The following is a 22,315-nucleotide window of genomic DNA, read 5'->3' as shown; positions in this document are numbered from 1 at the left end:
TTGGAGATCGTGGGCGAAAAATAGGACAGAACACTCTCCGCAGATTGACGCTCACGTTTTTCAGTTGCAACGGCGTTCAGCGACGATATTTGAGACATCATGGGCCAGCTCATACGGAAGGTAGCCAAGCTACTGAGTGCGGTGATAATCATGGCCACTACCACCCTCAGTAAAACTTTTCTTTGCCTGTTGCACTCCCCATCGTCGGGACCCAATCAGCAATAGGTTTTGATTATATAGTCTCAGCGTTTTTACCTCTGGCAGCAAGTTGACTGCGGAGATTATCCGTGAGACGGGTGGCTCTAACGAATTGCTCAGAGTCTTTTCCGTATCGGCTAGCGATGTCGGCAAGCCGTTCTTCGGCGGTGACATGGTTACCGCGCCCATCGGTTTGCATGTCAGCAATGTTGAGGATGATGAGTTCGTCGCTCATGTCGGCAATGTCGGGGTCCCCGTGGTCGTGGACTACTTGCCATCCGTCGAGTCCCATACAACCGAGGAGATTTCCTCCGAGGTGTTCGTGTTGGCGTTGGTCAGTCGCGTATTCGTAACCGATATCGTGGAGGAATCCGAGAACGAACATTGCGCGCTGTTTTTCCGGCGGGAAATTAAACAATTCTCGGGATAATTCTGCTGCTCGGCGTCCAACTGCTCGGAGGTGGAGCAGGCGGTCATCGCTGATGCCAATTGCGTCAGCGGAAGATGCAGGTGTGGGATCGGTTTGGTCTGGCATCACGCGTATCGCTTCTCTCCGGTTTCAAAGTAGCGGACAAGATCCTCGAGGCGCTTACGCTGGGACTGCGCCACGTCAACTGTGTCCAGAGCCGAGATGGCAAACCAGCGGTATTCGCTTGATTCTGAGTCGATGCACACTTCACTAGAAGTTGTGGTAGCGAGGTAAACGATGGTGAACTCTCGCCGTACCTCTCCGTCGGAGTAGGCGATACGGATACCGGGGTCAGTGTAGGTGCCCAGGATGTCAGTAATTTCTACGTCGAGGGAGGTTTCTTCTTTCACCTCGCGGACAGCGCATCTGGGCAAACTTTCGTTCATCTCGAGAGTTCCGCCTGGTAACGTCCATTTGCCGTTATCTTTGCGCCGTACTAATAGAACCTGGCCTTCCCGCACAACGGCCACTGCAGCTGCAGGCCTGACAGAGTTCGCATTGGGCGCTTCTGGGTCGTGGTAGTAATCGGTGCGCACCGTTCGTAACTGACGGCTCATCCAGGCTTCGACATCGTCAGTGATCTCAGCGAGATTCTTGTCGTCGATTGAGGGCACCTTGATGAACAGGATCTGTGTACCTGGCTTGGACTTTTGTGCGTAGCTTGTGCCCGGGAAGATCGCATAGAAATCCCCCGCGGTGAAGTGGAAATCCTCGCCGGTGTTCGTGTCCAAGTAGCTAGTCCAGCCGCTGATAACGTACTGGTATTCAGTTGCTTCGGTATGCCAGTGTGGGACCTCTTCTGCGTGATCGAGATACCTTGTGATACCAACCTCAAGGGCTTCGGATCGCAAAAAACGCAGTCGCTGCGGACGTTGCAGGTTACCGACCAGGTACTGCCGGGTGGTTTCCTTCAGCGAGGTTTCAATCTCATCTCTTTTGATGTGTTCGATCATTGCTTGACCTCCTGGTAGAACATTTGCTTGGCGCGTTTTCTTTTGCGTTTTTGGGCGAATCTGAAAATTGCCAAGGAGGCGATCCCTAAGGCAACGCTGATAATGCAGAGAATGAGCACGGCCGTTGTCGTCGGCACGGGCTCATCTTGGTTCTGTCCGATGATGGACATCGAGTAGAAAGAGATGATGAGCGTCGGAATGAAGAACACCGTCGTGGCGAAGTTCAGGAACGTGTTGGTTTTCTCTGCTGCCTCGGCGGTTTCGCGGTTGGCTACCGCTTGTACCGATTGGGCAGTGTTTGCCAGTAATGTCGAAGCTTTCTCAAGAAGGATCCGATACTCAACAATCTCACTTTGGAGCTCCTCGAGTTGTTTCTTAGCGTAGTCGCGGATCGCCTTGTGACGGCGGATGAGCTCGTTGTTATCTAAGCGGCGTTGGAGGTTCCTGGTCGATAGGAACGCCACTGTGATGAATTCTGAGAGGATTGCGAGCTCTTTTAAAGCTGCAGCCAAGCGGGCAGATGCCACATCAGCATCGTCAGTCACCATGACCTGGAATGGCTGGTTTTCCCAAAAGTCGAACTCGATTCGCCAGTTCGCCAGGTTGTAGCGCTCATACTGGACCGGGATCTTGAACGTCTCCACGATGTCCCCGATCGAGTCGCTGGGCTGGAGGTAGTAGTCCTTGCCTCTGTTGAGCCAGATAGCGTTGTGTGGCCATCGGAGCTTAGCTTTCTCCGTCTCGTCCATCGCTTGATAAATCGTGACAGTGCCACGCTCAAGCTCAAAAATCCTACACCACCTGGAGATCGCACGCAGCGGCTCAGTCGCGTTACCAGAGCGTGCCGGTAGGTTCTGACACAGCAGATCAACTGTGTGGATATCCTGTCCACCAGACCCTTCGATTGTCTTATTGGCACGATTAGCAGATACCCGCTGAACCATGTCACTCATCGAGTCGAGAATCTTGTGAGCATCCGATTCCGGGATGAACCGCGCGAGCAAACCGAGCAGATCGTTGGCGTGTATCTCATCGAAGGACACTTCTATCTCATACCGATCGATCGACTGGTGCCCGGGCTCCGGCGAAGGATGGACACGCGGGTGAGTGGAGCTTGGTAGCTCTATAACTCCCACCTCGCCCGCGTCCGCGAAAACTACACCCGGGTTTTCAAACTCAATCTGGCGGCGATGCCAACCGGACGCAAACACAGCCTGACAGCCGTCCGTGTATTTAATCTTCCCAAGGAAGCTTGGACCGTCATCCCACAAGGCCGGATCAGAAGCGTAGGTGCACGAAAAGTCAGGATACTGAGAAGATTCACGCTGCATAAGCCACTCCCGCACTGCTGGGCTCTGCCCATGAGCCCTCTAAACGTACCGATCGTTCGTGCACCGCGCACATGCACACGTCAGCTAGCAGCTGGGGCGAGTGTGAACATGGCATCATGGTACCACTTGAGCCCATCTCGTCGTCGAAGTCATTAACCGCGTTCTCTAGGGGCGCAGTGTCGCTTAGCGACTTCCTCGGCAACGTCTCCGGTATCATCAGTCGCGTCGCTGAAGGTTTTGAGAACCCTATTATTATCCTCTTGCTCGCCCTTAAGATTAGCCAACGCCCCCTTCACATCATTTATCTAGCCACAAACAGCCCGACTCAACGCTACTGTGAGTTTGGATGCCTCTGAATTGCCGGCTAAAAGAGCAAAACCCGTCTCAACGACCGAACAAACCCGACAATTCTCATGTACTTAACCTGAACAATACTGTTAATCCTGCCCACCTGTACGGAGCTGTTAGGAGACATCTTCAAATCAGCCACTGTCTGGGGTTCGATTTTCAATATCAACACCTATATCGCGGAACGTTTAGCCTCTTAGCCACCTCAAAACTGGAGGAGCCAAGCTCCACAGCGCACTCTCGGGCCGAGAAGCACCCCCGCGGCCATCACCAACCACCAGACACGAAAAAGCCGGGCACCCGCTTTCCCGCAATATCAAGGGAAAGTAGGTCACCCGGCCAATTCCAGCCATCAAACGGTTTGTCTCCGTTTGGACTGGAGTGTGGAGCCGCCTGCGAGAATCGAACTCGCGACCTTCTCATTACGAGTGAGATGCTCTACCGACTGAGCTAAGGCGGCCTCGGATCAAATAATCCTGTTGGCACTTTACATCACGGTACTGGCAGCAAGAAAATTGCTACTCACTTACCCCGCATGCAAGCCTGATACGGCCCACCATCGCATCGAGTGCTGTCTCTGGCCGCACGTTCATTCCCAGGTGCTCACGGGCCTTCATAATGGCCTCGATGCAGGCGCTGAGCCCCTGTGGACTCACCCTTTGGCACAGCCCCTCGGAAAGCTGCTGAAAGTCTGGATGCATGAGCTCAACCTTGGAGTCCACGGCCTTGATCAGCGCATCGCGGTACAGCCCGGCGAGGTCTACTAGGGCTAAATCCAGGGCATCGCGCACCGCACGCGTTTTGCGCTTTTTGTGCTTATCTTCCAATTCTCGGATCTGCCCGGCGCTGCCACGCAATGCCTTTTGTGCGCCACGGCCACTAGCGCCCATGCCCAAAGCGGTGCGCAATTTTTCTACCTCAGCCTCGGAGGCTTCGGCCAGGCCTTGCTCTGCTACTTTGGTGATTTCTTTGACCATGGCGGTGACATTGCGGAATGCCTTATCGCCCCGGAATACGTCCTCGGCAAGGGTGAGTGTGCGCGCACGGCTGCGCTGCATATCGGGGTCTCGCACCAATCGCCTGGCACGGCCGACGTGATTACTGGTCGATGCGGCGGCCAAGGTGGCAATTTCTTCGCTCACGTCTTCGCTTTGCATTAAAAGCCGCGCCACTTCTTTGGTGTTTGGCTGTGGCACGTACACATGGCGGCTGCGTGAGACGAGCGTGGGCATGACGTCTTGGGGGTCAGTCGAAGGCGCGCACAGCAAGATGACGGTGTGCTTGGGCGGTTCCTCCACGGTTTTCAGCAGGGCGTTCGCGGCTCCGTCGGTAAGCCGATCGGCATTATCCAAAATCACCACGCGCCAGGAGGCCACGGTGGGCCGGGTGGCGGCTGGTTCGATTACGTCTCGGCGCATGGTGGCCACGGCAATGGAAAGTTCCTGGGGCACAATATGGACCACATCGCCATGCGTGCCGTTGCGCACTGCTCGGCATTGTTCGCACTGCCCGCAGCCCACCACATCGGGGTTGGAGCATTCGAGTGCTGCGGCGAATGCCACCGCCGCCACGGAACGCCCGGAGCCGGGAGGGCCGCTAAAAAGCCAGGCGTGCGTCATCGCGCTGCCGGTGTCTCCTGCGCGGGCTGCGCGTGCGGCGTTGCGCAACTGTGGTGCGATTAGTTCGCTCACACCCATTTGGGCGAACACGTCATTGCTAGTCACGGAATCCACCCTAACCGCTATGTCACCACAAGATTGCACTGCCGGTTAGAGTGATTGCTATGACCAGATTGTGGCGAGCATTTAAGTGGCTCTTTAGCACCTCTTGGCCTTTGTATGCCACGGCGGTGCTGGGCTCCAATTTGCTTGCAGCAGTTGGAGTGATGCTCTTTTTGAAGTATCTGGTGCCCATGCCAGAGCTTGCCGAGTTCCCCATCGACGCGCCCTACCTGCCCATTATTGGCCTGGCGTATGTGGTGTTTGCGGTGCTCATCGGCGCTATCGCTACCTTCGTGCTGTTTAGGCCGGTGATCGACTGGCAGCGCCATCCCGAGCGCCACGACCCGAACATGGTGCGCCACCTAGTGATGCGCATTCCATTTTTGCAGTCGGCGTTGTGCCTGGCGGTGTGGTTGCTTGGCATCGTGATCTTAGGCATTGCCGCAGCTCAAACCTCCGCGCACTTAGGCCTGGTGGTGGTTGTTGCCACCTCTCTTGCCGGCAGCGCCATCACGGTGATCACTTATCTTTTTGCCGAGCGTCTGGTTCGCCCCGTGGCAGCGACTGCCCTGGCGCGCCGCTTCGAGGATTCCACCTTGGAGCCCCCGATTAGCCAGCGCCTCGGCCTGACCTGGCTTTTAACCTCCGCTGCCCCCATTGTCGGTATTGCTTTAATGGCGCTTGGCGACGCCGCGGGGTTGTTCAGCGGCAGCGACGCCGATATTGTGCCGGCGATTATCGCCTTGAGCATTACCGCTTTGATTACCGGCTTTGTGGGCACCACCTTGGCCACCATGAGCGTGGTGGATCCCATCCTGGAGCTTCAGGGCGCCATTAACCGGGTGCGCCGCGGCGAGTCGGATGTGCAGGTGGATATTTATGATGGCTCCGAGATCGGTGTGCTGCAGGCCGGTTTTAATGAGATGATGCGCGGCCTGCAGGAACGCCAGCGCGTGCGCGATATTTTCGGCCGCTACGTGGGCATCGAGGTGGCCCGCCGCGCCCTGGAAGAACGCCCCACCTTGGGCGGCGAGGACCGCGAGGTGGCCGTGGTGTTCGTGGACGTGGTTGGATCTACTACCTTCGCTGTGAATCACGATCCCGAGGAAGTCGTGGAGGAGCTCAATCGCTTCTTCGAGCACGTTGTAGAAGTGGTACACCGCAACAAGGGCATCATTAATAAGTTCCAAGGCGATGCCGCCCTGGCTGTGTTTGGTGCGCCGATTTCCCTGACCGACTCTGCAAGCCATGCCCTCAAAACCGCGCGCGAGTTGCGCCAGGAGCTCCAAGGGCTGCGCCTGCAGGCCGGCATTGGTGTGGCCTCTGGCCATGTGGTGGCAGGCCATATTGGTGGCCACGATCGCTTCGAATACACCGTGATTGGCGATGCCGTGAATACCGCAGCGCGTTTGACGGAGATTGCAAAGAACACCCCTGGCCGCGTCTTGACCAATGCCGCCACCCTTGATCGTGCCAATGAGGCTGAGCAGGCCCGCTGGACGCTGATGAAGTCGGTGGAGCTGCGCGGTAGGAATTTGATGACGCAACTTGCTCGCCCAATCAGGCCCACCTTGGCGGATCGCTCAGATTAAACCAAACCCCCGGCTGCAGCCTTGAAAGGCGAGAGCCGGGGGCATTGTTGTTGTTTAGCACTCGTAGGCGATGTGCATGCGCCCATTGTCTGGGTCGCGGTTGATCTTTGCTCGAACACCGAAGATCTCTTGGATGGTCTCTGGGCGCAAGACCTCTTCGGTTGCTCCCGCTACTGCCACTTTGCCGTCTTTGAGCAGCATGAGGCTATCGCAGAACATGGCGGCAAGGTTGAGATCATGCAGTGCCACCACGCAGGTGGCATCAAGCGAGCGAACCAATTGCAGGATCTCCAATTGGTGTTGGATATCCAGGTGGTTCGTTGGTTCGTCGAGAAGCAGCTCTTTTGGTTCTTGGGCCAAGGCGCGGGCGATGTGCACACGCTGTTGTTCACCACCGGAAAGCTGATGCCAGGAACGATCCCGTAGGTGCGTGACCCCGGTTTCTTCCATGGCGGCTTCGATGGCTGCTTGATCCGATCCTTGCTCACTGGCGATGAGTGATCGAAAGGGGATGCGCCCAAGGGCGACCACTTCTCGTACCGACATGTTCAGGTCGGTTCCCACGTGCTGGCTTACCACCGCGATCTGCTTGGCGCGTTCTTTGCGTCCAATGCTGTGAAGGTCGCGTTGGTTCAGCAGCACCCTGCCTTCGGTGGGGCGCACCTCGCCATGCAGCAGGCGCAGGAAGGAGGATTTGCCTGAACCATTGGGGCCGAGCAGACCCACGGTGGTGTTGGGCTCTGGTGTGAGCGAAACACCGTTGACAACTAAGTTGTTGCCGCGCTTCCAGCTCACTTCGTGTGCTTCGAGGCTCATGCCCTCCTCCTGGCCATTAGGAATACAAAGACTGGCACGCCAACAAGCGCTGTGCCCACACCGGCTGGCAATGGGGTTGGTGCGAAGGCAAGGCGCGAGAAGACATCGACCCACACCATAAACACCGCGCCGACGACGATGGTGACGGGAATGACCTTCATGTGTTGGGCGGTGCCCAGCAGCAGTCGCGCCACATGCGGCAGCACCAAGCCTAAGAAGCCGATGGCGCCGGTGATCGAGACCAAGGTGGCGGTGATCAATGCGCACAGGCCAAGTAGCACCAAGCGGATTTTGGTCACGTTAATGCCCAGGGTAGATGCGATGGTATCGCCGAAGGCGAAGGCATCGAGCACGCGCGCAAAATACAGGCAGAGCAGCGTTCCAAGGAATACCACCACGGCTGCGATGCGAACATCGAACCAGCGGATGCCTTCGAGCGAGCCTAATAGCCAGAACATCACGCCACGGGCTTCATCGGAATCGGCGAAGGCGAACACCAACAGTGAGGTGAGGGCGGAAAATAGTTGCGTGGCGGCAATACCGGCAAGCAGGACTTTTTCCGTTGTTCCACCACAGAAGCGAGCAAGCAGTAGCACCAAGCCGAAGGCGATCAGCGATCCCACGAATGCGCCGGAAGAAAGGCTTAAGCGTGATGCCCCGAGGCCAAAGATGCCGACCACCACAGCCCCGGTGGAAGCACCGGAAGACACACCCAAGATATAGGGGTCTGCCAGTGGGTTTCGCAGTAGCGACTGCATAATCACACCGCACAGGCCCAAGCCTGCGCCACATAAGGCGGCGAGGATGGCTCGTGGGAGGCGCTCTTCCCAGACGATGGCATCTTTGATGTTTCGCACCGGGATATCGGCACCGAGCAGGTGATTGGCTAGCACATCACGCACGTTGACTGCGCTGACCGCAGCCGGCCCTAACACCGTTGCTCCCAGCAGGGATGCAGCGATGAGCGCGCAGGCAAGCAGCGTGAGCGCTCCGACACCGAGGGTGCGTCGAAAGCGATGGGGTGCAGCGTTCACAATTCGCCTTAGCGCTTATCGTGCTCGCGCAGGTACTCAGCAATCTTTTCCAAGCCATCGACGAAGCGGATGGATGGGTTGAGTTCTGCACCGTGCAGTGCGATGTAGTTTTCTTCCTTGACTGCCTTCATGTTCTTGGTCAGCGGATCCTCAGCCAAGAACTTCTTCTTATCCTTCAGGCGGTCGCCGGGGAAGCGGTCACGTTCAAGATCGCCAAGCACCAGGATGTCTGGTTGCTTATCGGCTACGTCCTCCCAGGTCACTGCTGGCCAGTCTTCTTTGTCCTGGGCGTAGACGTTGCTCAGGCCGGTCATGTTTGCCAGCATCTGGGGTTCGCTTTGGCCGCCAGCCATGTATGGGGTCTTGGTATCGGCGAACCAGAAGGCAACGGTCTGGCCGTCGGCATCGGGCAGATCCTTGGTGGCCTTTTCTACGCGCTGCTTGAGCGAATCGACGAGTTCCTCGCCGCGGCTTTGCACGTCGAAGATTTCAGCCAACTGGGTAATTTCTTCGTAGATCACCTCAGGGGTCAGCGCGGAGCTGCGCGTACCGCCGGCGTTGATGCTCTCGCCGTTATCGCAGTCGGTGGGCGAAAGGTAGGTGGGGATGCCGGTTTCCTCGAAACGCTCGCGAGGGGCAACGCCGCCTTCTTTTTTGAAGTGGCGGCCAAAGGAGGCGGTGATGAAGTCCGGGTCGGTGTCGAGGACGACCTCGTAGGTCGGTGCGTTATCGGCCAGGCGCGGCACGTTCTCATTCGCCTGCTCAAGCTCGGGCAGGATCGGGTCCGTCCAGGATGCGGTACCGACGATCTTGTCTTGAAGGCCCAAAGAAAGCAGGATCTCGGTGGAGCCTTGGTCGAGGGAGACTACGCGAGTAGGTGCCTGGTCGATGGTGAGGGTTTCTCCGCAGTTCTCAATCTTGATCGGATACTGCGTATTGCCTTCCGCTTGGGTGGAAGTCTGAGTGTCGTTGTTCTTTACTTCTTCAGATGCACCGCAGGCGGCAAGCGCGAGGCTTAAGGTTGCTCCGATGCCGACAAGGCGCAGCGTTGTGCGTCGTTGAACCATGGGGTCTTCCTTATTTCGATATGAGGGAACCCAACCGCAGTTGGGCATGCTGGAATAAGCCACCAGCACAATATCAGGAGAAATAAGGTTAGCATAGCCAAATTGCCAAGAAGACCTATCACTGCGCCCACCACGGCCTAAACCCAGCGCAAAATTTCAGCGCAAAGCCCCAGGGACGCTGCCACATCCCCGGGGCCACACTGCACTCCTGCAGTGCTACTTTTTGCGGCTACCAGCCTTGACCACTCGTTTGGTGGTCTTCTTCGGCGCCTTCTTCGTGGCCTTTTTCTTGGTGGCTTTCTTCTTCGTGGCCTTCTTCGGACCCTCCGCGGCTTGCTTTGCCCTGCGCTCAGAGAGCAATTCATTCGCGCGGGCGTCGGTAAGCTTCAGCGGATCATCGCCACGACGCAGCGAGGCATTCGTCTCACCATCGGTGACATAGGGGCCAAAGCGGCCATCTTTCACGCTCATGGGCTTGCCCGAGACGTCATTATCACCAAGCTGCTTAATGGCAGAAGGCGTAGCGCCGCGGCCACGACGCTTCGGCTCGGCATAGATGCGACGAGCCTCATCCAAGGTGATCTCGAAGATCTGCTCCTCGCGGTTGAGCGAGCGAGAATCATTGCCCTTCTTCAAATACGGGCCATAGCGGCCGTTTTGGGCAGTGATCACTTCCCCATCGCTTGGATCCACACCTACCTCGCGCGGCAAGGAAAGCAACTGCAAGGCCTGCTCCAAGGTGACAGTCGATGGCTCCATGGACTTAAACAGCGAAGCGGTCTTGGGCTTGAGTGTTTCATCAACGATCTGGTTGATGCGCTTTTCTTTTTGGTTCGCAGCCGTCTTGGTGCCCCAGTTCTTCGCCCGCTTGCCTTCGGCCTTGCGCTGCTCATCTTCTTCGGCGCGCTCACGGGCGACGATCTCCTCGGCCTTGGCCTCGGCCTTTTCGCGCTCATCATCATTGACAAGCTCGGTCACATAGGGGCCAAAGCGGCCTTCCTTGGCCACGATCATGCGCTCATTTTCCGGGTTCCGGCCAAGCTCGCGGCCCGATTGCGGGGTGGCAAAGAGGCGTTCTGCCAGCTCCAAGGTGAGCTCATCGGGCGTGGTGGAATCAGAAAGGTTGGCGCGCTGATACTCAGGCTCGCCGTCCTTGGTGCCCACCTGGCGCTCGATATAGGGGCCATAGCGGCCCACGCGCACGTTGATGGCGCGGCCTTCGGCGTCGTCGAAAAGGTGCAAGGAATTAACCAGACGAGCGTCGATCTGCTCAAGGTTATCGCCCACCAGCGCCTTCAGGCCGCCTTGGCGAGCAATGGATTCCGCGGTGGCATCGGAGGCAGAGGCATCACCGAAGTAGAAGCCGCTCAACCAATCGGTGCCGTTTTCATTACCGGCAGCGATCTCATCCAACTCATCTTCCATAGAAGAGGTGAAGTCATAATCCACCAGCGCAGCGAAGCTATTTTCCATCAAGCCCACAACGGCGAAGGCCACCCAGCTTGGCACAAGCGCATTGCCGCGGGAAAAGACATAGCCACGGTCCTGGATCGTCTTAATAATCGAGGCATAGGTAGAAGGACGGCCGATGCCGAGATCTTCCATCTTCTTCACCAACGAGGCCTCGGTATAGCGCGCAGGCGGGTTGGTGTTGTGCTCCTCGGCGCTGAGCTTGTTCACACCCAGCTCATCGCCTTGGCTTAGGCGCGGCAGGTGCTTCTCGGCGTTGTCGGCGACGTCGCGGCCGTCGGCAAGCTTGGAGGTTTCCACGTAGGCGCGCAGGAAGCCTGGGAAGGTGATGGTGCGTCCGGTAGCGGCGAATTCCACCTCATTGCCCATCGCTTCGCCGGCGATGGTGACTTTCATGGACGTGCCCTTGGCGTCGGCCATCTGGGATGCGACGGTGCGCTGCCAAATCAGCTCATAGAGTTTGAACTCCTCGGCATCGAGCTGGGAGTGGAGCTGACCTGGGGTAGCGAAGCTCTCGCCGGCGGGGCGAATAGCCTCGTGTGCCTCCTGGGAGTTTTTCACCTTGCGCTCATAACGGCGCGGCCCGTCGGCGACGAACTCCTTGCCGTAGAGGGAAATGGCCTGCTCACGGGCGGCCTGAATGCCTTGTTCCGAAAGCGCGGTGCTGTCGGTACGCATATAGGTGATGTGGCCGTTTTCGTAGAGGCGCTGCGCGATGCGCATGGTGCGCTCGGAGGTAAAGTGCAGCTTCCGGCCGGCTTCTTGCTGCAGCGTGGAAGTCATAAACGGCGCATAGGGGCGGCGGGTATAGGGCTTTTGCTCTACCTTTGCCACCTGCATGGGCGCGTCTTGCAAAGCCTCGGCCAAAGACTGGGCGCTGCTTTGATCCACCAGCACCACATCGGCGCTAAGCTCACCGCGATCATTGAAGTCGCGGCCAGTGGCAACACGCTGGCCATTGAGATTGACCAGGCGGCCCTGGAAGGTGCGAGGGTTGCCGTCTTGGGCGGGTTTGCCGGTGTCGAATTCGGCTTCGATGTCCCAGTACTCGGCGGAGATAAAGCGCATGCGCTCGCGTTCGCGCTCGACAATCACGCGCGTTGCTACCGACTGCACACGGCCTGCCGAAAGCCTCGGCATCACTTTCTTCCACAGCACCGGCGATACTTCATAGCCATAGAGGCGATCGAGGATGCGGCGCGTTTCCTGGGCATCGACGAGGTTTTCGTCCAGTTCGCGAGTGTTCTCAGCGGCAGCCAAAATGGCCGGCTTGGTGATCTCATTGAACACCATGCGCTTCACGGGCACCTTCGGCTTCAGCACCTCAAGCAAGTGCCAGGCAATGGCTTCGCCTTCGCGGTCGGGGTCGGTTGCGAGCAGCAGCTCGTCGACCTGCTTGAGCTTGGATTTGAGGTCTTGGACCTTCTTCTTTTTATCCGTGCTCACCACATACAGCGGCTTGAAGCCATCCTCGGTGTTTACACCAAGTCGCGCCCAGGGCTCCTTTTTGTATTTCGAAGGCACGTCGGCGGCACCGCGCGGCAGGTCGCGGATATGCCCGACGGACGCCTCTACGATGTAGTCGTTGCCAAGGTAGGGCGCGATCTTCTTCGCCTTCGTCGAGGACTCGACAATGACGAGGCGCTTGGTGCCGGTCGTTTCAGCCATAAAGGGTGAAAACCTCAATTCAAAAACACTGCGAACTTCTAGTTTCAGCCACCTTCGTTTTGAGGCCGGGTGGCCCACGCAATTTCATTCCTTATATATAAGGGATGCCCCTGCGTACAAAGGTCTAAGCAAGCAGCATAAGCAGTAAAGCGCCATAGGGCACAATCGAGGGGGAAAATACGCAAGGATCACGCCAAGCTTTTCGACGATCCAACCACGCCCCTTCCCAACGCCACCCAAAGGCACATATGCCTTTGTTTCCTCATAGATACGTCGCGGCGGCCTCCGACACGAAAGCCCCTGCACACACCTTGAGCTGCAGGTTTGCTCATCTCTACACATCGCCAGGGCGGGCTGAGCCCTCTCACGCAGGCCCGCGGAGCTGCTGAGGCGTTGCGGCCGTATGCAGGCGGAATGCAGGCGGTGCGCTTTGTTCTTGTTCGGGGCTGGCTGGGCGTGAAGGTTTTTAAGCGCGCCCACTTCTAGACGCTGCGGGGTTGTGGGGCGCTGAGGCTGTAGAAGCGGCGACTGCGTGCTGCGCATCTGTCACTGTGTGGATACTCACATTGGTTTTGGAAAGTGAAGATGGACATAGAGCATCGTTGTCAATAAAGTAAGCAATTGATTGCAGCGCCGCTCTTCGGGAAGAGATGTGCTTTCAACGCAAAGCATTGGGTTTGATTATTGAGCAGCCTGCAATGTCCCAAGTGAAATCACGTATTTGAGAATTGCAGGTCTATCTATGCTCTCTGGGATCCTTGATCCAACATCTGGGGTTGCCATCCTCCTCCAGATCTTGGTGATCCTCTTCTGCCTTCTTCTAGGCACCCGCTACGGAGGCCTCGGCCTCGGCCTCATTTCCGGCTTCGGCCTGATGGCCTTGGTCTTTATCTTCGGGCTCGCCCCCGGCGAACCACCGATCTCGGTGATGCTCACCATCATCGCCGTCATCGGCTGTGCCGCAACACTGCAACAAGCAGGTGGCCTGGACGTAATGATGCAGTTCGCCGAAAAGATGCTGCGCAAAAAGCCGTCCATGGTGACGATCTTGGCTCCGCTGACCACCTGGACACTCACGGTGTTATGCGGCACCGGGCACGTGGTGTACACGATGTTTCCGATCATTGAAGATATCGCCTTAAAAAAGGGCATCCGCCCCGAGCGCCCCATGGCAGTGTCTTCCACCGCAGCACAGATGGGCATTACCGCCTCCCCCGTTTCCGTGGCTACCGTCTCGCTAGCATCGATCCTCGCCGAGCAAGCCGGCGTGATCGAAGCCTCCTATTCCATCCCCCAGATCCTGAGCGTGGCGCTGCCGGCCTCGCTCACTGGCGTGGTGATCGCCGCACTGTGGTCGATGCGCCGAGGCAAAGATCTTGATCAAGATCCTGAGTTCCAAGCAAAGCTCAAAGACCCAGAGTTCAAAGCCGCCGTCTATGGAAATTCCTCCACGCTCATTGGCCAGGTATTCCCCAAAGGCGCCTACCGCTCGATGTATATCTTCTTTAGCGCCATTGCCGTGGTGGTGCTGCTTGGCGCCTTCGAATCTTTGCGCCCCTCCTTCCCCAACGAGGACGGGCAGATCAAGGCGTTGTCGATGAACCTGGTTATCCAGATGGTGATGCTGGTTGCTGGCGCGATCATCTTGATCTTCTGCGGCACCGACAAAAATAAGATCGCCAATACCGCCGTGTTCAAAGCCGGTATGACCGCGGTGTTCTCTGTCTTTGGTGTGGCATGGATGGCAGATACCTTCTTTGCCACCCATATTGAGGCACTCAAGGCATCGCTGGGCGATGTGGTGGCCTCCGCACCGTGGATGTACGCGATTGTCTTGCTCATCGTGTCGAAGTTGGTGAACTCCCAAGCTGCCGCGCTGGTTGCCATTGCCCCACTGGGACTCAACCTCGGCGTTGATCCCGCAGTGATCGTGGGCTTCTATGGTGCCGCGTATGGCTATTGGATCTTGCCAACCTACCCCTCGGATCTAGCATGTATCGGCTTCGACCCAACTGGCACCACCAAGATTGGCAAGTACGTCATTAACCACTCCTTCCTCATCCCCGGCGCCATCTGCGTGTTCACGTCCTGCGTTGTGGGTTCCCTGTTGGCACAGCTCATCTTGGCTTAAGCGTCCCCGTAGAAGCGTCCGCGACGGCGGGCATCTCCTCTCCGGCATGAGGGCGAGAAAAAGACGCCAACCCCCTGTGGGGTTGGCGTCTTCTTTAACGTCTGAGGCGCTGCGCTTTAGAGTGCGTGAACCTGCTGGGCTTGGGGGCCCTTAGCGCCCTCGCCTACCTCGAATTCAACGCGTTGGTTTTCTTCGAGGGTACGGAAGCCGTTGCCCTGAATTTCTGAATAGTGAACGAAGACGTCAGCGGAGCCGTCCTCGGGAGCGATGAAGCCGAAACCTTTTTCGGCGTTGAACCACTTCACAGTACCCTGTGCCATGTTGTAAAACCTTACTTCTTTGAAAATCCTTCGGCGATTACCGAATTGTTGTGGGAGCCGTTCATTCCACACTTCGAGCATCACCACGGGATAGAATTCCCGCAGATCGCGTTAGTAAAAAATGCACCAACATTGCTGCTGGATGCGGCGACCGAACCCCAGTGTGTCACGCTTTGAGCTTTTGCGCTGAGCAAGTGCTACCCCCGCCCCAGCAGAAAGCACCGGAGCCAAAACATATAAACGCTGGTCAATACGTTCTTGGAGGAAGCAAAAGCGTGGAGAATTTCAACCCCGCACCGGGAGCTCAGCTCGGCATTGAGCTGGCGCAGAGCGTCGAAAAGCGATTTCCAAACTCCACCTGCACTCACCTTGCCACCATCCCTGCGCGCCCAGCCGAATACGGCGAGTGGCCGCAGTGGGTGTTGCCGGGCCTAAAAGCACTGCTGATTGAACGCGGCATCAAGCAGCCCTATACGCACCAAGTGGCCACCGCTGAGCACGCCTGGAATGGCCGGCATGTGGTGGTGGCAACCGGCACGTCTTCTGGAAAATCACTGGGCTACCTGCTGCCCGCACTCAGCATTCTGGGCACATCCCCCCAGGCCACGGCACTGTATTTGACGCCAACGAAGGCACTGGGTTCTGATCAGCTTGCCCAAGTGCTCAATCTGTGTGCTTCGCTTGAAGAACTTTCGCACGTCCACCCCAGCGCCTATGACGGCGATACCTTAACCGAGGCACGAGCAGGCATTCGGGAGCAATCGCGCTTCGTGTTTTCTAATCCCGATATGCTCCACACCGCGATCTTGCCCAACCACAGCAGGTGGACGCGGTTTCTTCGCCACCTCAAGGTGGTGATCGTGGATGAATGCCACAGTTACCGAGGGGTTTTCGGCGCTGGGGTGTCGCTGGTGCTTCGTCGCCTCTTACGCCTAGCGCGTCGCTACGGCGCCCACCCCACCGTGGTGTTTGCCTCCGCTACTGCGCGCGAACCTGGTGAGCACGCCAAGCGTTTAATTGGCGAGGACGTCGTGGCAGTCACCGAAGACACCGCACCTCGAGGCACGCGCACCGTGATGCTGTGGGAACCCGGTTTTCTTGAAGGTGCCACAGGCGAACACGGCGCCCCCGTGCGTAGAGCCGCATCCACCGAAGCCGCGGGGATGATGGCCACACTCATTGCCGAAGGTGCTCGCACCTTAACCTTCGTGCGCTCCAGGCGCGCAGCGGAGGTGGTAGCGATGCGCAGCGCCGAAGAATTAGCGGGCATGGGTCGCCTCGAAGACGCCCGCAGAATAGCCGCCTACCGCGCAGGCTACCTGGCAGAAGATCGCCGGCGCCTTGAACGCCAACTGGATTCCGGCGAGCTTCTCGGCGTGGCTTCTACCAATGCCCTTGAACTCGGCATCGATATTGGCGGCCTCGACGCGGTGCTCACCGCAGGCTTTCCCGGTACGATCGCCAGTTTTTGGCAGCAAGCAGGTCGCGCCGGCAGACGCGGCCAAGGCTCCCTCGTGGTACTCGTGGCCCGCGATGAACCGATGGATACCTACCTGGTACACCACCCAGAGGCTTTATTGGGCAGGCCGATTGAGGCCACGGTTTTTAATCCCCATAACCCCCATATCCTCCATGGTCACCTGCTGTGCGCCGCTGAGGAACTCCCCCTTTCCGAAGAAGAAATTGATGCCTTTGGCGCCAGGGAGGTAGCCGAAGCACTCGCAGCCCAAGGCTTGATGCGCAGGCGCGCCCGCGGTTGGTACACCATACCGCAGCCCGGCGCCCCAGACATTCACACCCAGGTGCACCTACGTGGCAGTGGAGGACGCATTGCCATCGTGGACCACAGTGACGGACGTTTGCTCGGCACCATCGACGCCGCTACCGCCTTAAGCCAGGTACACCCAGGGGCTGTGTACTTGCACCAGGGCGAATCCTATGTGGTGGATGAGCTGCTTTTCGACGAACACATGGCGTTGGTGCACCAGGAATTCCCCGAATTTTCTACCCACGCCCGCACTACTACCGATATTGCAATCCGCGAGGTGGGCGAGAAGGTCTTCAACCCCGCACCTGGATTGTGGCTGAGCAATATCGAAGTTGAAGTCACCGACCGGGTTGTTGGCTATACCGTCAAAGGCAAAGACGGCTCCATTTTGGACATGGTGGCCTTGGATTTACCTCCTCAGCAGCTCATCACCAAAGCGGTGGCCTACACCATTGACCCTTTGGTGCTTGCCGAGCTCGGCATTGACGATATCCCCGGCACCCTTCATGCCGCGGAGCACGCCGCCATTGGCATGCTGCCGCTGATTGCCACCTGCGACCGTTGGGATATCGGCGGTGTTTCCACCGCCGAGCACCCAGACACTGGCCTGCCCACCGTGTTTGTTTACGACGGCCATCCCGGTGGGGCAGGTTTTGCCGATTGTGGTTATGAGCGTTTCCGTGAGTGGATCGAAGCGACCTATGAGGCCGTTCGATCCTGCGCCTGCGATCATGGTTGCCCTTCCTGCGTGCAATCACCCAAGTGTGGCAATGGCAATCAGCCTTTGAACAAAGCCGGCGCCATTCGTCTGCTTGGGGCGATGTGTTCCATGCTGGCTTAGCTTGGTCTGGCCCAGATTGGTCTTGCTTAGCTTTTATCCGACCTAGCTTGGTCCGGCCTAGATTGGTCCGGCTTTGGCCTGCGCTACCTGCCTTCCTACTTGTGCTGAAACGCGAACGTCCTGGTCTTCTTCTATGCACAAGGTCATGCTTGCGCCATTGGCGTTGATCACCTCCTTGGCTTTGGGGCACGCCCATTGGCCATAGGCACGTGCCTGTGCTGCGGCAATCGCCCCCATATCGGCTGCCACCTGCGCGCGGTGGGCCTGCACGTGTGCATTGGCAATGGCCAACATAATGCCCAGGATCAGGCTTAAGGCCATGGCAATGCCTAAGGCCAATACTGTGGCTGAGCCTCGATCATTGCGCAGGTTGAGCTGCTTATTCACCGGGGGCTCCTTCTGGTACAAAGCGTGCCTCGGCGCGCATCGTGCCAAAGGGTGCGGGCACGCTGGCTTCGGCCACCATCAGTCCTTCGCTTTGGTGCACGCTCACGCTGCCGCGAGGCGGCTGATAGGCCTGGCCGATGGCGTGGGCCCTGGCCGCTGCACCGGCGATGTCGATGGCTTGGATATAGGCCCCGATGGTGACTAATGCCGCGGCGAGTCCGGCGGCAAAGATCAATAGCGCGCTGCTGGCGATGGCTGCTTCGATGCTGATGCTGCCGCGACGTGCGGATAACGCCTTGCGCACCAAGCTCAAGGCGTTATTCCGGCAAAGTTGTGCCGTGGGCATCATTAGCCCGGTGAGTTATTCAAGGCCGTAGTGATGATGGATTCGATGGCATCTACCACCGCCCCGGAGGACACCACCAGGTAGAGCGCGGCCGCGAGGGCCGCTGCGGCCAAGGATCCCATGGCGTATTCGATGGTGCTCATGCCTTGTTCATTGCGGTAGAAGCGCTGGAGTGCGCCGCGGATGGTGTTGTTCATGGTGTGGGTGATCCTTTCGATTAAAAACAAACGGAAGTGCTGTGTGCTTAGTGGTTGTTCAAGATTTCGCTTGCCAGCGCTAGCAGCACTGGGGCAAGCCCGAGGGTGAAGAATGCGGGAAGAAAACACAGCGTGAGCGGTAGTGCAATCAACACCCCAGCGCGCTCTGCGGTGGCGGTGGCGTGCGCTTTGGCGCCTGCGCGAAGCTGTTGGGCAATGCTGCTTAAGCCTGGCTCCATTGATGCCCCGGTGCGGGCTGAGGCGTGGGCAACGGTGGTGACTTCTTCCAGCCCTTGCAGGCTTGCAAGTGGCGCCCACGCCTGTTGCGCTGCGATGCCTAAGTCCAACATGGTGGCCGTCCTTGTCCACGCCTGCTTGCTGCCACTGCTGGCGCAGCCTGCCACCGTTGCTACTGCTTGTTGAGGCACTAGCCCGGCGCGAACACACGCGAGGTATAGCTCAAGTTCTGCTGCGAGCACATCGGGAGCTATATCGCTTCGACGCAGTGCATTGCTGATGCGGCCCCACCATGCGGGTGGTTCTCTTGGCCGCCGTTGTTGCCAGCTTTCTATCCTTGGAGCACTGTGGCTGCCGCTGATCCATAGGGCAGCAGCACTCAGGCAAGCAGCGAGCACAATCATGGGGTTGCTCCTTGGATGATCTTGTTGGACCACCACGCCCCTGCGCATAGCAGGCAAATCCCGATGAGCAAGAGCAGATTGCCTAAGGCGCTGCCAAGCAGTACCGCCGGCACGTGCACGCCCATGGCGCTGCCAAGCAGCATGCCCACGAGGGGTAAGAGGCTTAGGATAATCGCGGTGGCTTTTGGCCCTTGAAGTGCGGCGTTGGTGCTACGAGCGCGCTCGATGCGGGCGCGAAGTTGCTGGTGGGATTGCTCTAACAGTGGTGCAAGGGCCACGCCGTGTTCTTCGGCAATCATCCAGTACCGGGCAATGGGCGCTAAGGCCGGATAGCGGCTGCGCATGGAATACAATTGCGCGCCTGGTTGGGCGCCACTGCGGGTGGCTCTGGCTGCGCTGGCAAAGGCAGCGGCGATGCCGTGCTCGTGTTGTTCGGCGGCATGTGCCAAGGCGGTAGCTGGATCTGCACCAACACGAAGTTCTGTGCTGATGGTGTGCACGATCGAGGCGATGGTGGCTTCTTCGCGGCGTTGTTTGCGAAGTGCTGCCGCATCGCGCCAAATTCGAAAGGCCACACCACCGGCGATTCCCACGGTGATCAGAACGAGCGCGTGGCGCAAAAGCACGAGCAAAGCAAGAAGCAGTACTAGGCCTAACATCGCCCGGATTTTGCGGTTGAACGGTGTTGGCTCTCCTATGCGGCGAGCAGGTGAAGGCCCATAGCAGGCGATGGCTCCGGCGAAGCTTGCGATGCCAAGCAGGCTCATAGTGCGCTCCAATCCACCTGGCAGCTCACACCTTGGCGGGCATCCCAGAGCACGGCTACTTCCACGGGGTTTCCGCGAAGGATGCCGATTTGGTGCAGGCTTCTGCCGTGGGCGGTGCGCTTCATGGCAAGCACCACCGGTGCGGCGGCGCTGAGTTGGGAATGCAGCGCGTGTTGATCCAAACCGCCAAGCGCGCCGAGTGCCTCCAGGCGTGCCGGTACTTCTTCTACGGTGTTGGCGTGCACGGTGCCTGCGCAACCATCGTGGCCGGTGTTTAAGGCGGCAAGCAGGTCTACTACCTCTGCGCCACGGATTTCTCCCAGCACAATGCGATCGGGGCGCATTCGAAGGGCCTGGCGTAGGAGCTGTTCCATGCGCACCTCACCTTTGCCCTCAGTGTTATGCGTCTTGCTCACCAGTGAAACGAAGTGCGGGTGATCAGGGCGAAGCTCGGCTGTGTCTTCGATGCCGATAATGCGCTCGCGGGGATCAACCTGGGCTAGTAGGGCACCAAGGAGGGTGGTTTTCCCGCTGCCGGTGCCACCGATAATCAGCATGGATTTGCGCACGGCAATCAGTTGGCGCAAACACTCAGCAACCCCCGGCTGAAATGTGCCACCGGCTTCGAGTGCTTCAAGGCTGGTGGCTGCTTGGCGCAACACTCGAAGAGAAAGGCAGGTTCCGGTTTCTGCGGGAGGGCTGAGCACGGCATGCACCCTTAATGCGCTGCCGTCTGCCCTTGGGATTCGCCCGTCGGCGAAGCATTGGGCGTCGTCAAGCCTTCTGCCTGCGGCTACTAGTAGCCGTGTTGCAAGGCGGCGCACTTCGGCGTCATCGCTGAAACGCACCTGGGATTTTTCAAGGCCTCGGCCGCGATCAAACCACACCCCGTGGCAGCCGTGGACCAGGACGTCGGTGACTCCGTGGATGGCCAAGACCTGCTCTAAGGGGCCAACGCCGGTGGATTCGTGGCGTAGGGCGCGAAGCACATTCACCACGTCGACGTTGCTGATCACCCCTCCAGATACCTCGCGCACCAAGCTCGCCAGGGCGGTGTCATCTTCGGTGGGCGCTTCCGCCAGGCGGCGCTGCACTTCTTGGATGATGGTGTCGTATTTACTCATAGCCGTGTCCAAGCTGTGCAAGAGCATCAAAGATGCTGGTTGAGGCGCGCTGCAATGGCTTCGGCGGGGCGTGTAGCCCTGCTAATTCCATTCTTTTGGCAAGGCGAGGAATCGTCGGGATTTCTGCAACAATCTCGACCCCGGCGATGGTGGCGGCTTCTTCTGCATCGATGCCAGACCACCCCCGGTGGCGCAGCACCCCCACGGTGCGCACCCTGGCGTTTCGGCATTCTTCTTGCATCCTGGCAGCACAGGCGGCGCCGCGAATTTCTGCCGGTACTACCAGCACCACGGCATCGGCGTGATCGCGGGCAACGGTGGCAAGTGCTGTTCCCATACGACAGTCCACCACCACATGGCCTGCACCCCGAAGGGAGCTGAGCACGCCTGCGAGTTGTTGGGCTTCAGGCGGCTCGCCTGCGCGGCTATTGCTCAGCACCGCCACGCCCTCGGGGCCTTGAATCAGGGCTTTGTGCAGTGCTTCTGCTGGAAGTGCCTGGGTATCTGGGCCTAGATCATTCCAGCGCACACCCGGTTCGGCTTCCACCCCAAAGACTAAGTCGGCGCCTGCGGAGTAGGGATCGGCATCAACAAAGCAGGCGCGTTCCAGGCTCATGGCAAGGCTTGCCGCCAAGGTGGTGGTTCCCACTCCACCGGCGGTGCCGCAGAGTGCGATGAGTGCAAAGTCGCTGTGGGGCACGGGATCTTCTCTGCCAAGCAAGGCGAGCAGTTCTGGTGCTTGAGCTGGTAACAGCATCGCGGCCTCGGCGTGGATGCTCATGGCTAGTTGCCAATCCACCGGCCCTGGATCATTGGCCAGCAGCACCACCGTTTGTGCCTTCAGGCTCGCCACATGGGTGGCGGTGGTGGCGTCTACGAGTATGGCCGCGGCTTTGGGCGCGTGACGTGCTATTTCCCTTGGGTCGGTGGTTGCTATTACTTCGCGCCCGGTGGCTGCGGCTACGTGGCTTGCCTCTGGGTGCAAGGTTGGGTCGGTAATGGCGATCAACACTGCTTGGCGGTAGGTGTGCCGGTTCATCTGCCCGTTCGTGTGCCCGTTCATGTGGCCGTTCATGTGGCCAAGTATGAAAGGGCATCTGCGGCAGCGCGAGGGCGAGCGATTGGG

19 protein-coding genes and 1 tRNA gene are annotated in these 22,315 nt (G+C 58.5%); 3 read left to right on the top strand and 17 right to left on the bottom strand.

What is annotated here, in order from left to right; genetic code table 11:
* Nucleotides 1-232: 232 nt before the first annotated feature.
* From IEU99_RS11060 to IEU99_RS04310, 5 genes are all read right to left on the bottom strand, one after another.
* On the bottom strand, nt 233-733 hold the full coding sequence (locus IEU99_RS11060) for an HD domain-containing protein (protein ID WP_128890588.1): 501 nt from the start codon (nt 731-733) through the stop codon (nt 233-235).
* The gene (locus IEU99_RS04325; RefSeq protein WP_128890589.1) at nt 733-1,620 is read right to left on the bottom strand and encodes an NUDIX domain-containing protein; all 888 of its coding nucleotides are present in this window, start codon (nt 1,618-1,620) and stop codon (nt 733-735) included. Before IEU99_RS04325 ends, IEU99_RS11060 begins: the two co-directional genes overlap by 1 nt.
* On the bottom strand, nt 1,617-2,951 hold the full coding sequence (locus tag IEU99_RS04320) for a magnesium transporter CorA family protein (protein WP_128890590.1): 1,335 nt from the start codon (nt 2,949-2,951) through the stop codon (nt 1,617-1,619). Before IEU99_RS04320 ends, IEU99_RS04325 begins: the two co-directional genes overlap by 4 nt.
* A gap of 732 nt (nt 2,952-3,683) precedes the next feature.
* Nucleotides 3,684-3,759: transfer RNA gene (locus IEU99_RS04315), tRNA-Thr, on the bottom strand.
* Between the two features lie 58 nt (nt 3,760-3,817).
* Nucleotides 3,818-5,023, bottom strand: coding sequence for a DNA polymerase III subunit delta' (locus IEU99_RS04310; RefSeq protein WP_229718390.1), 1,206 nt, complete (start codon nt 5,021-5,023; stop codon nt 3,818-3,820).
* A gap of 59 nt (nt 5,024-5,082) precedes the next feature.
* Here IEU99_RS04310 and IEU99_RS04305 point away from each other — a divergent pair, with 59 nt between their 5' ends.
* Entirely contained in the window at nt 5,083-6,612 is a 1,530-nt protein-coding gene (locus IEU99_RS04305) for an adenylate/guanylate cyclase domain-containing protein (RefSeq protein ID WP_128890591.1), read from the top strand.
* A 54-nt stretch (nt 6,613-6,666) separates the two neighbouring features.
* Here IEU99_RS04305 and IEU99_RS04300 read toward each other — a convergent pair whose 3' ends face one another.
* The 4 genes from IEU99_RS04300 to topA all read right to left on the bottom strand — a co-directional run bounded on the left by IEU99_RS04300 (nt 6,667) and on the right by topA (nt 12,667).
* A complete protein-coding gene (locus tag IEU99_RS04300; RefSeq protein WP_128890592.1) occupies nt 6,667-7,428 on the bottom strand; it encodes an ABC transporter ATP-binding protein in 762 nt (253 codons plus the stop codon).
* The gene (locus IEU99_RS04295) at nt 7,425-8,462 is read right to left on the bottom strand and encodes a FecCD family ABC transporter permease (protein ID WP_371869472.1); all 1,038 of its coding nucleotides are present in this window, start codon (nt 8,460-8,462) and stop codon (nt 7,425-7,427) included. Before IEU99_RS04295 ends, IEU99_RS04300 begins: the two co-directional genes overlap by 4 nt.
* An 8-nt stretch (nt 8,463-8,470) precedes the next feature.
* Nucleotides 8,471-9,529: an ABC transporter substrate-binding protein gene (locus IEU99_RS04290; RefSeq protein ID WP_128890594.1), complete on the bottom strand. Its 1,059-nt coding sequence runs from the start codon at nt 9,527-9,529 to the stop codon at nt 8,471-8,473.
* Nucleotides 9,530-9,745: 216 nt separating this feature from the next.
* Complete coding sequence (topA, locus tag IEU99_RS04285; protein WP_128890595.1) at nt 9,746-12,667, bottom strand: type I DNA topoisomerase; 2,922 nt, start codon at nt 12,665-12,667, stop codon at nt 9,746-9,748.
* A 742-nt stretch (nt 12,668-13,409) separates the two neighbouring features.
* Between topA and IEU99_RS04280 the strand changes: the two genes are divergently transcribed.
* Complete coding sequence (locus IEU99_RS04280) at nt 13,410-14,798, top strand: anaerobic C4-dicarboxylate transporter (RefSeq protein WP_128890596.1); 1,389 nt, start codon at nt 13,410-13,412, stop codon at nt 14,796-14,798.
* 116 nt (nt 14,799-14,914) lie between these two features.
* On the opposite strand, the gene cspE is transcribed toward IEU99_RS04280, so the two are convergent.
* Nucleotides 14,915-15,118 carry a transcription antiterminator/RNA stability regulator CspE gene (gene cspE, locus IEU99_RS04275; protein ID WP_123935498.1) on the bottom strand — a complete coding sequence of 68 codons (204 nt, stop codon included), beginning with the start codon at nt 15,116-15,118 and terminating at the stop codon, nt 14,915-14,917.
* Nucleotides 15,119-15,393: 275 nt separating this feature from the next.
* On the opposite strand from cspE, the gene IEU99_RS04270 reads away from it, so the two are divergent.
* A complete protein-coding gene (locus IEU99_RS04270) occupies nt 15,394-17,727 on the top strand; it encodes a DEAD/DEAH box helicase (protein ID WP_128890597.1) in 2,334 nt (777 codons plus the stop codon).
* A gap of 57 nt (nt 17,728-17,784) precedes the next feature.
* On the opposite strand, the gene IEU99_RS04265 is transcribed toward IEU99_RS04270, so the two are convergent.
* From IEU99_RS04265 to ssd, 7 genes are read right to left on the bottom strand one after another with little or no spacing between them, the layout of a single operon-like run.
* Nucleotides 17,785-18,114, bottom strand: coding sequence for an Rv3654c family TadE-like protein (locus IEU99_RS04265; RefSeq protein WP_128890598.1), 330 nt, complete (start codon nt 18,112-18,114; stop codon nt 17,785-17,787).
* Nucleotides 18,107-18,463, bottom strand: a complete 357-nt coding sequence (locus IEU99_RS04260) for a hypothetical protein (protein ID WP_229718389.1) — start codon at nt 18,461-18,463, stop codon at nt 18,107-18,109. Before IEU99_RS04260 ends, IEU99_RS04265 begins: the two co-directional genes overlap by 8 nt.
* The gene (locus IEU99_RS04255) at nt 18,463-18,657 is read right to left on the bottom strand and encodes a DUF4244 domain-containing protein (protein ID WP_128890599.1); all 195 of its coding nucleotides are present in this window, start codon (nt 18,655-18,657) and stop codon (nt 18,463-18,465) included. Before IEU99_RS04255 ends, IEU99_RS04260 begins: the two co-directional genes overlap by 1 nt.
* A gap of 47 nt (nt 18,658-18,704) precedes the next feature.
* Nucleotides 18,705-19,298: a type II secretion system F family protein gene (locus tag IEU99_RS04250; RefSeq protein WP_164931198.1), complete on the bottom strand. Its 594-nt coding sequence runs from the start codon at nt 19,296-19,298 to the stop codon at nt 18,705-18,707.
* Nucleotides 19,295-20,065 (bottom strand): type II secretion system F family protein, encoded by a 771-nt coding sequence (locus tag IEU99_RS04245; protein WP_128890601.1) that lies wholly within the window; start codon nt 20,063-20,065, stop codon nt 19,295-19,297. Before IEU99_RS04245 ends, IEU99_RS04250 begins: the two co-directional genes overlap by 4 nt.
* Nucleotides 20,062-21,189 (bottom strand): TadA family conjugal transfer-associated ATPase, encoded by a 1,128-nt coding sequence (locus tag IEU99_RS04240; RefSeq protein ID WP_128890602.1) that lies wholly within the window; start codon nt 21,187-21,189, stop codon nt 20,062-20,064. Before IEU99_RS04240 ends, IEU99_RS04245 begins: the two co-directional genes overlap by 4 nt.
* Nucleotides 21,182-22,228 (bottom strand): septum site-determining protein Ssd, encoded by a 1,047-nt coding sequence (gene ssd, locus IEU99_RS04235; RefSeq protein WP_164931199.1) that lies wholly within the window; start codon nt 22,226-22,228, stop codon nt 21,182-21,184. Before ssd ends, IEU99_RS04240 begins: the two co-directional genes overlap by 8 nt.
* Nucleotides 22,229-22,315: the final 87 nt, after the last annotated feature.

It is taken from the genome of Corynebacterium pelargi, assembly GCF_014635485.1.
GTDB classification, from domain to species: Bacteria; Actinomycetota; Actinomycetes; order Mycobacteriales; family Mycobacteriaceae; genus Corynebacterium; species Corynebacterium pelargi.
This window is presented reverse-complemented; position numbering and strand designations above follow the sequence as displayed.

What these genes read in the sequence shown, in the direction of transcription:
- IEU99_RS04290 (WP_128890594.1), bottom strand. Translation starts at nt 9,529, where the DNA reads ATGGTTCAACGACGCACAACGCTGCGCCTTGTCGGCATCGGAGCAACC.
- IEU99_RS04255 (WP_128890599.1), bottom strand. Translation starts at nt 18,657, where the DNA reads ATGAACAACACCATCCGCGGCGCACTCCAGCGCTTCTACCGCAATGAA.
- topA (WP_128890595.1), bottom strand. Translation starts at nt 12,667, where the DNA reads ATGGCTGAAACGACCGGCACCAAGCGCCTCGTCATTGTCGAGTCCTCG.
- IEU99_RS04300 (WP_128890592.1), bottom strand. Translation starts at nt 7,428, where the DNA reads ATGAGCCTCGAAGCACACGAAGTGAGCTGGAAGCGCGGCAACAACTTA.
- IEU99_RS04305 (WP_128890591.1), top strand. Translation starts at nt 5,083, where the DNA reads ATGACCAGATTGTGGCGAGCATTTAAGTGGCTCTTTAGCACCTCTTGG.
- IEU99_RS04240 (WP_128890602.1), bottom strand. Translation starts at nt 21,189, where the DNA reads ATGAGTAAATACGACACCATCATCCAAGAAGTGCAGCGCCGCCTGGCG.
- IEU99_RS04280 (WP_128890596.1), top strand. Translation starts at nt 13,410, where the DNA reads ATGCTCTCTGGGATCCTTGATCCAACATCTGGGGTTGCCATCCTCCTC.
- IEU99_RS11060 (WP_128890588.1), bottom strand. Translation starts at nt 733, where the DNA reads ATGCCAGACCAAACCGATCCCACACCTGCATCTTCCGCTGACGCAATT.
- cspE (WP_123935498.1), bottom strand. Translation starts at nt 15,118, where the DNA reads ATGGCACAGGGTACTGTGAAGTGGTTCAACGCCGAAAAAGGTTTCGGC.
- IEU99_RS04260 (WP_229718389.1), bottom strand. Translation starts at nt 18,463, where the DNA reads ATGATGCCCACGGCACAACTTTGCCGGAATAACGCCTTGAGCTTGGTG.
- IEU99_RS04320 (WP_128890590.1), bottom strand. Translation starts at nt 2,951, where the DNA reads ATGCAGCGTGAATCTTCTCAGTATCCTGACTTTTCGTGCACCTACGCT.
- IEU99_RS04325 (WP_128890589.1), bottom strand. Translation starts at nt 1,620, where the DNA reads ATGATCGAACACATCAAAAGAGATGAGATTGAAACCTCGCTGAAGGAA.
- IEU99_RS04250 (WP_164931198.1), bottom strand. Translation starts at nt 19,298, where the DNA reads ATGATTGTGCTCGCTGCTTGCCTGAGTGCTGCTGCCCTATGGATCAGC.
- ssd (WP_164931199.1), bottom strand. Translation starts at nt 22,228, where the DNA reads ATGAACCGGCACACCTACCGCCAAGCAGTGTTGATCGCCATTACCGAC.
- IEU99_RS04245 (WP_128890601.1), bottom strand. Translation starts at nt 20,065, where the DNA reads ATGAGCCTGCTTGGCATCGCAAGCTTCGCCGGAGCCATCGCCTGCTAT.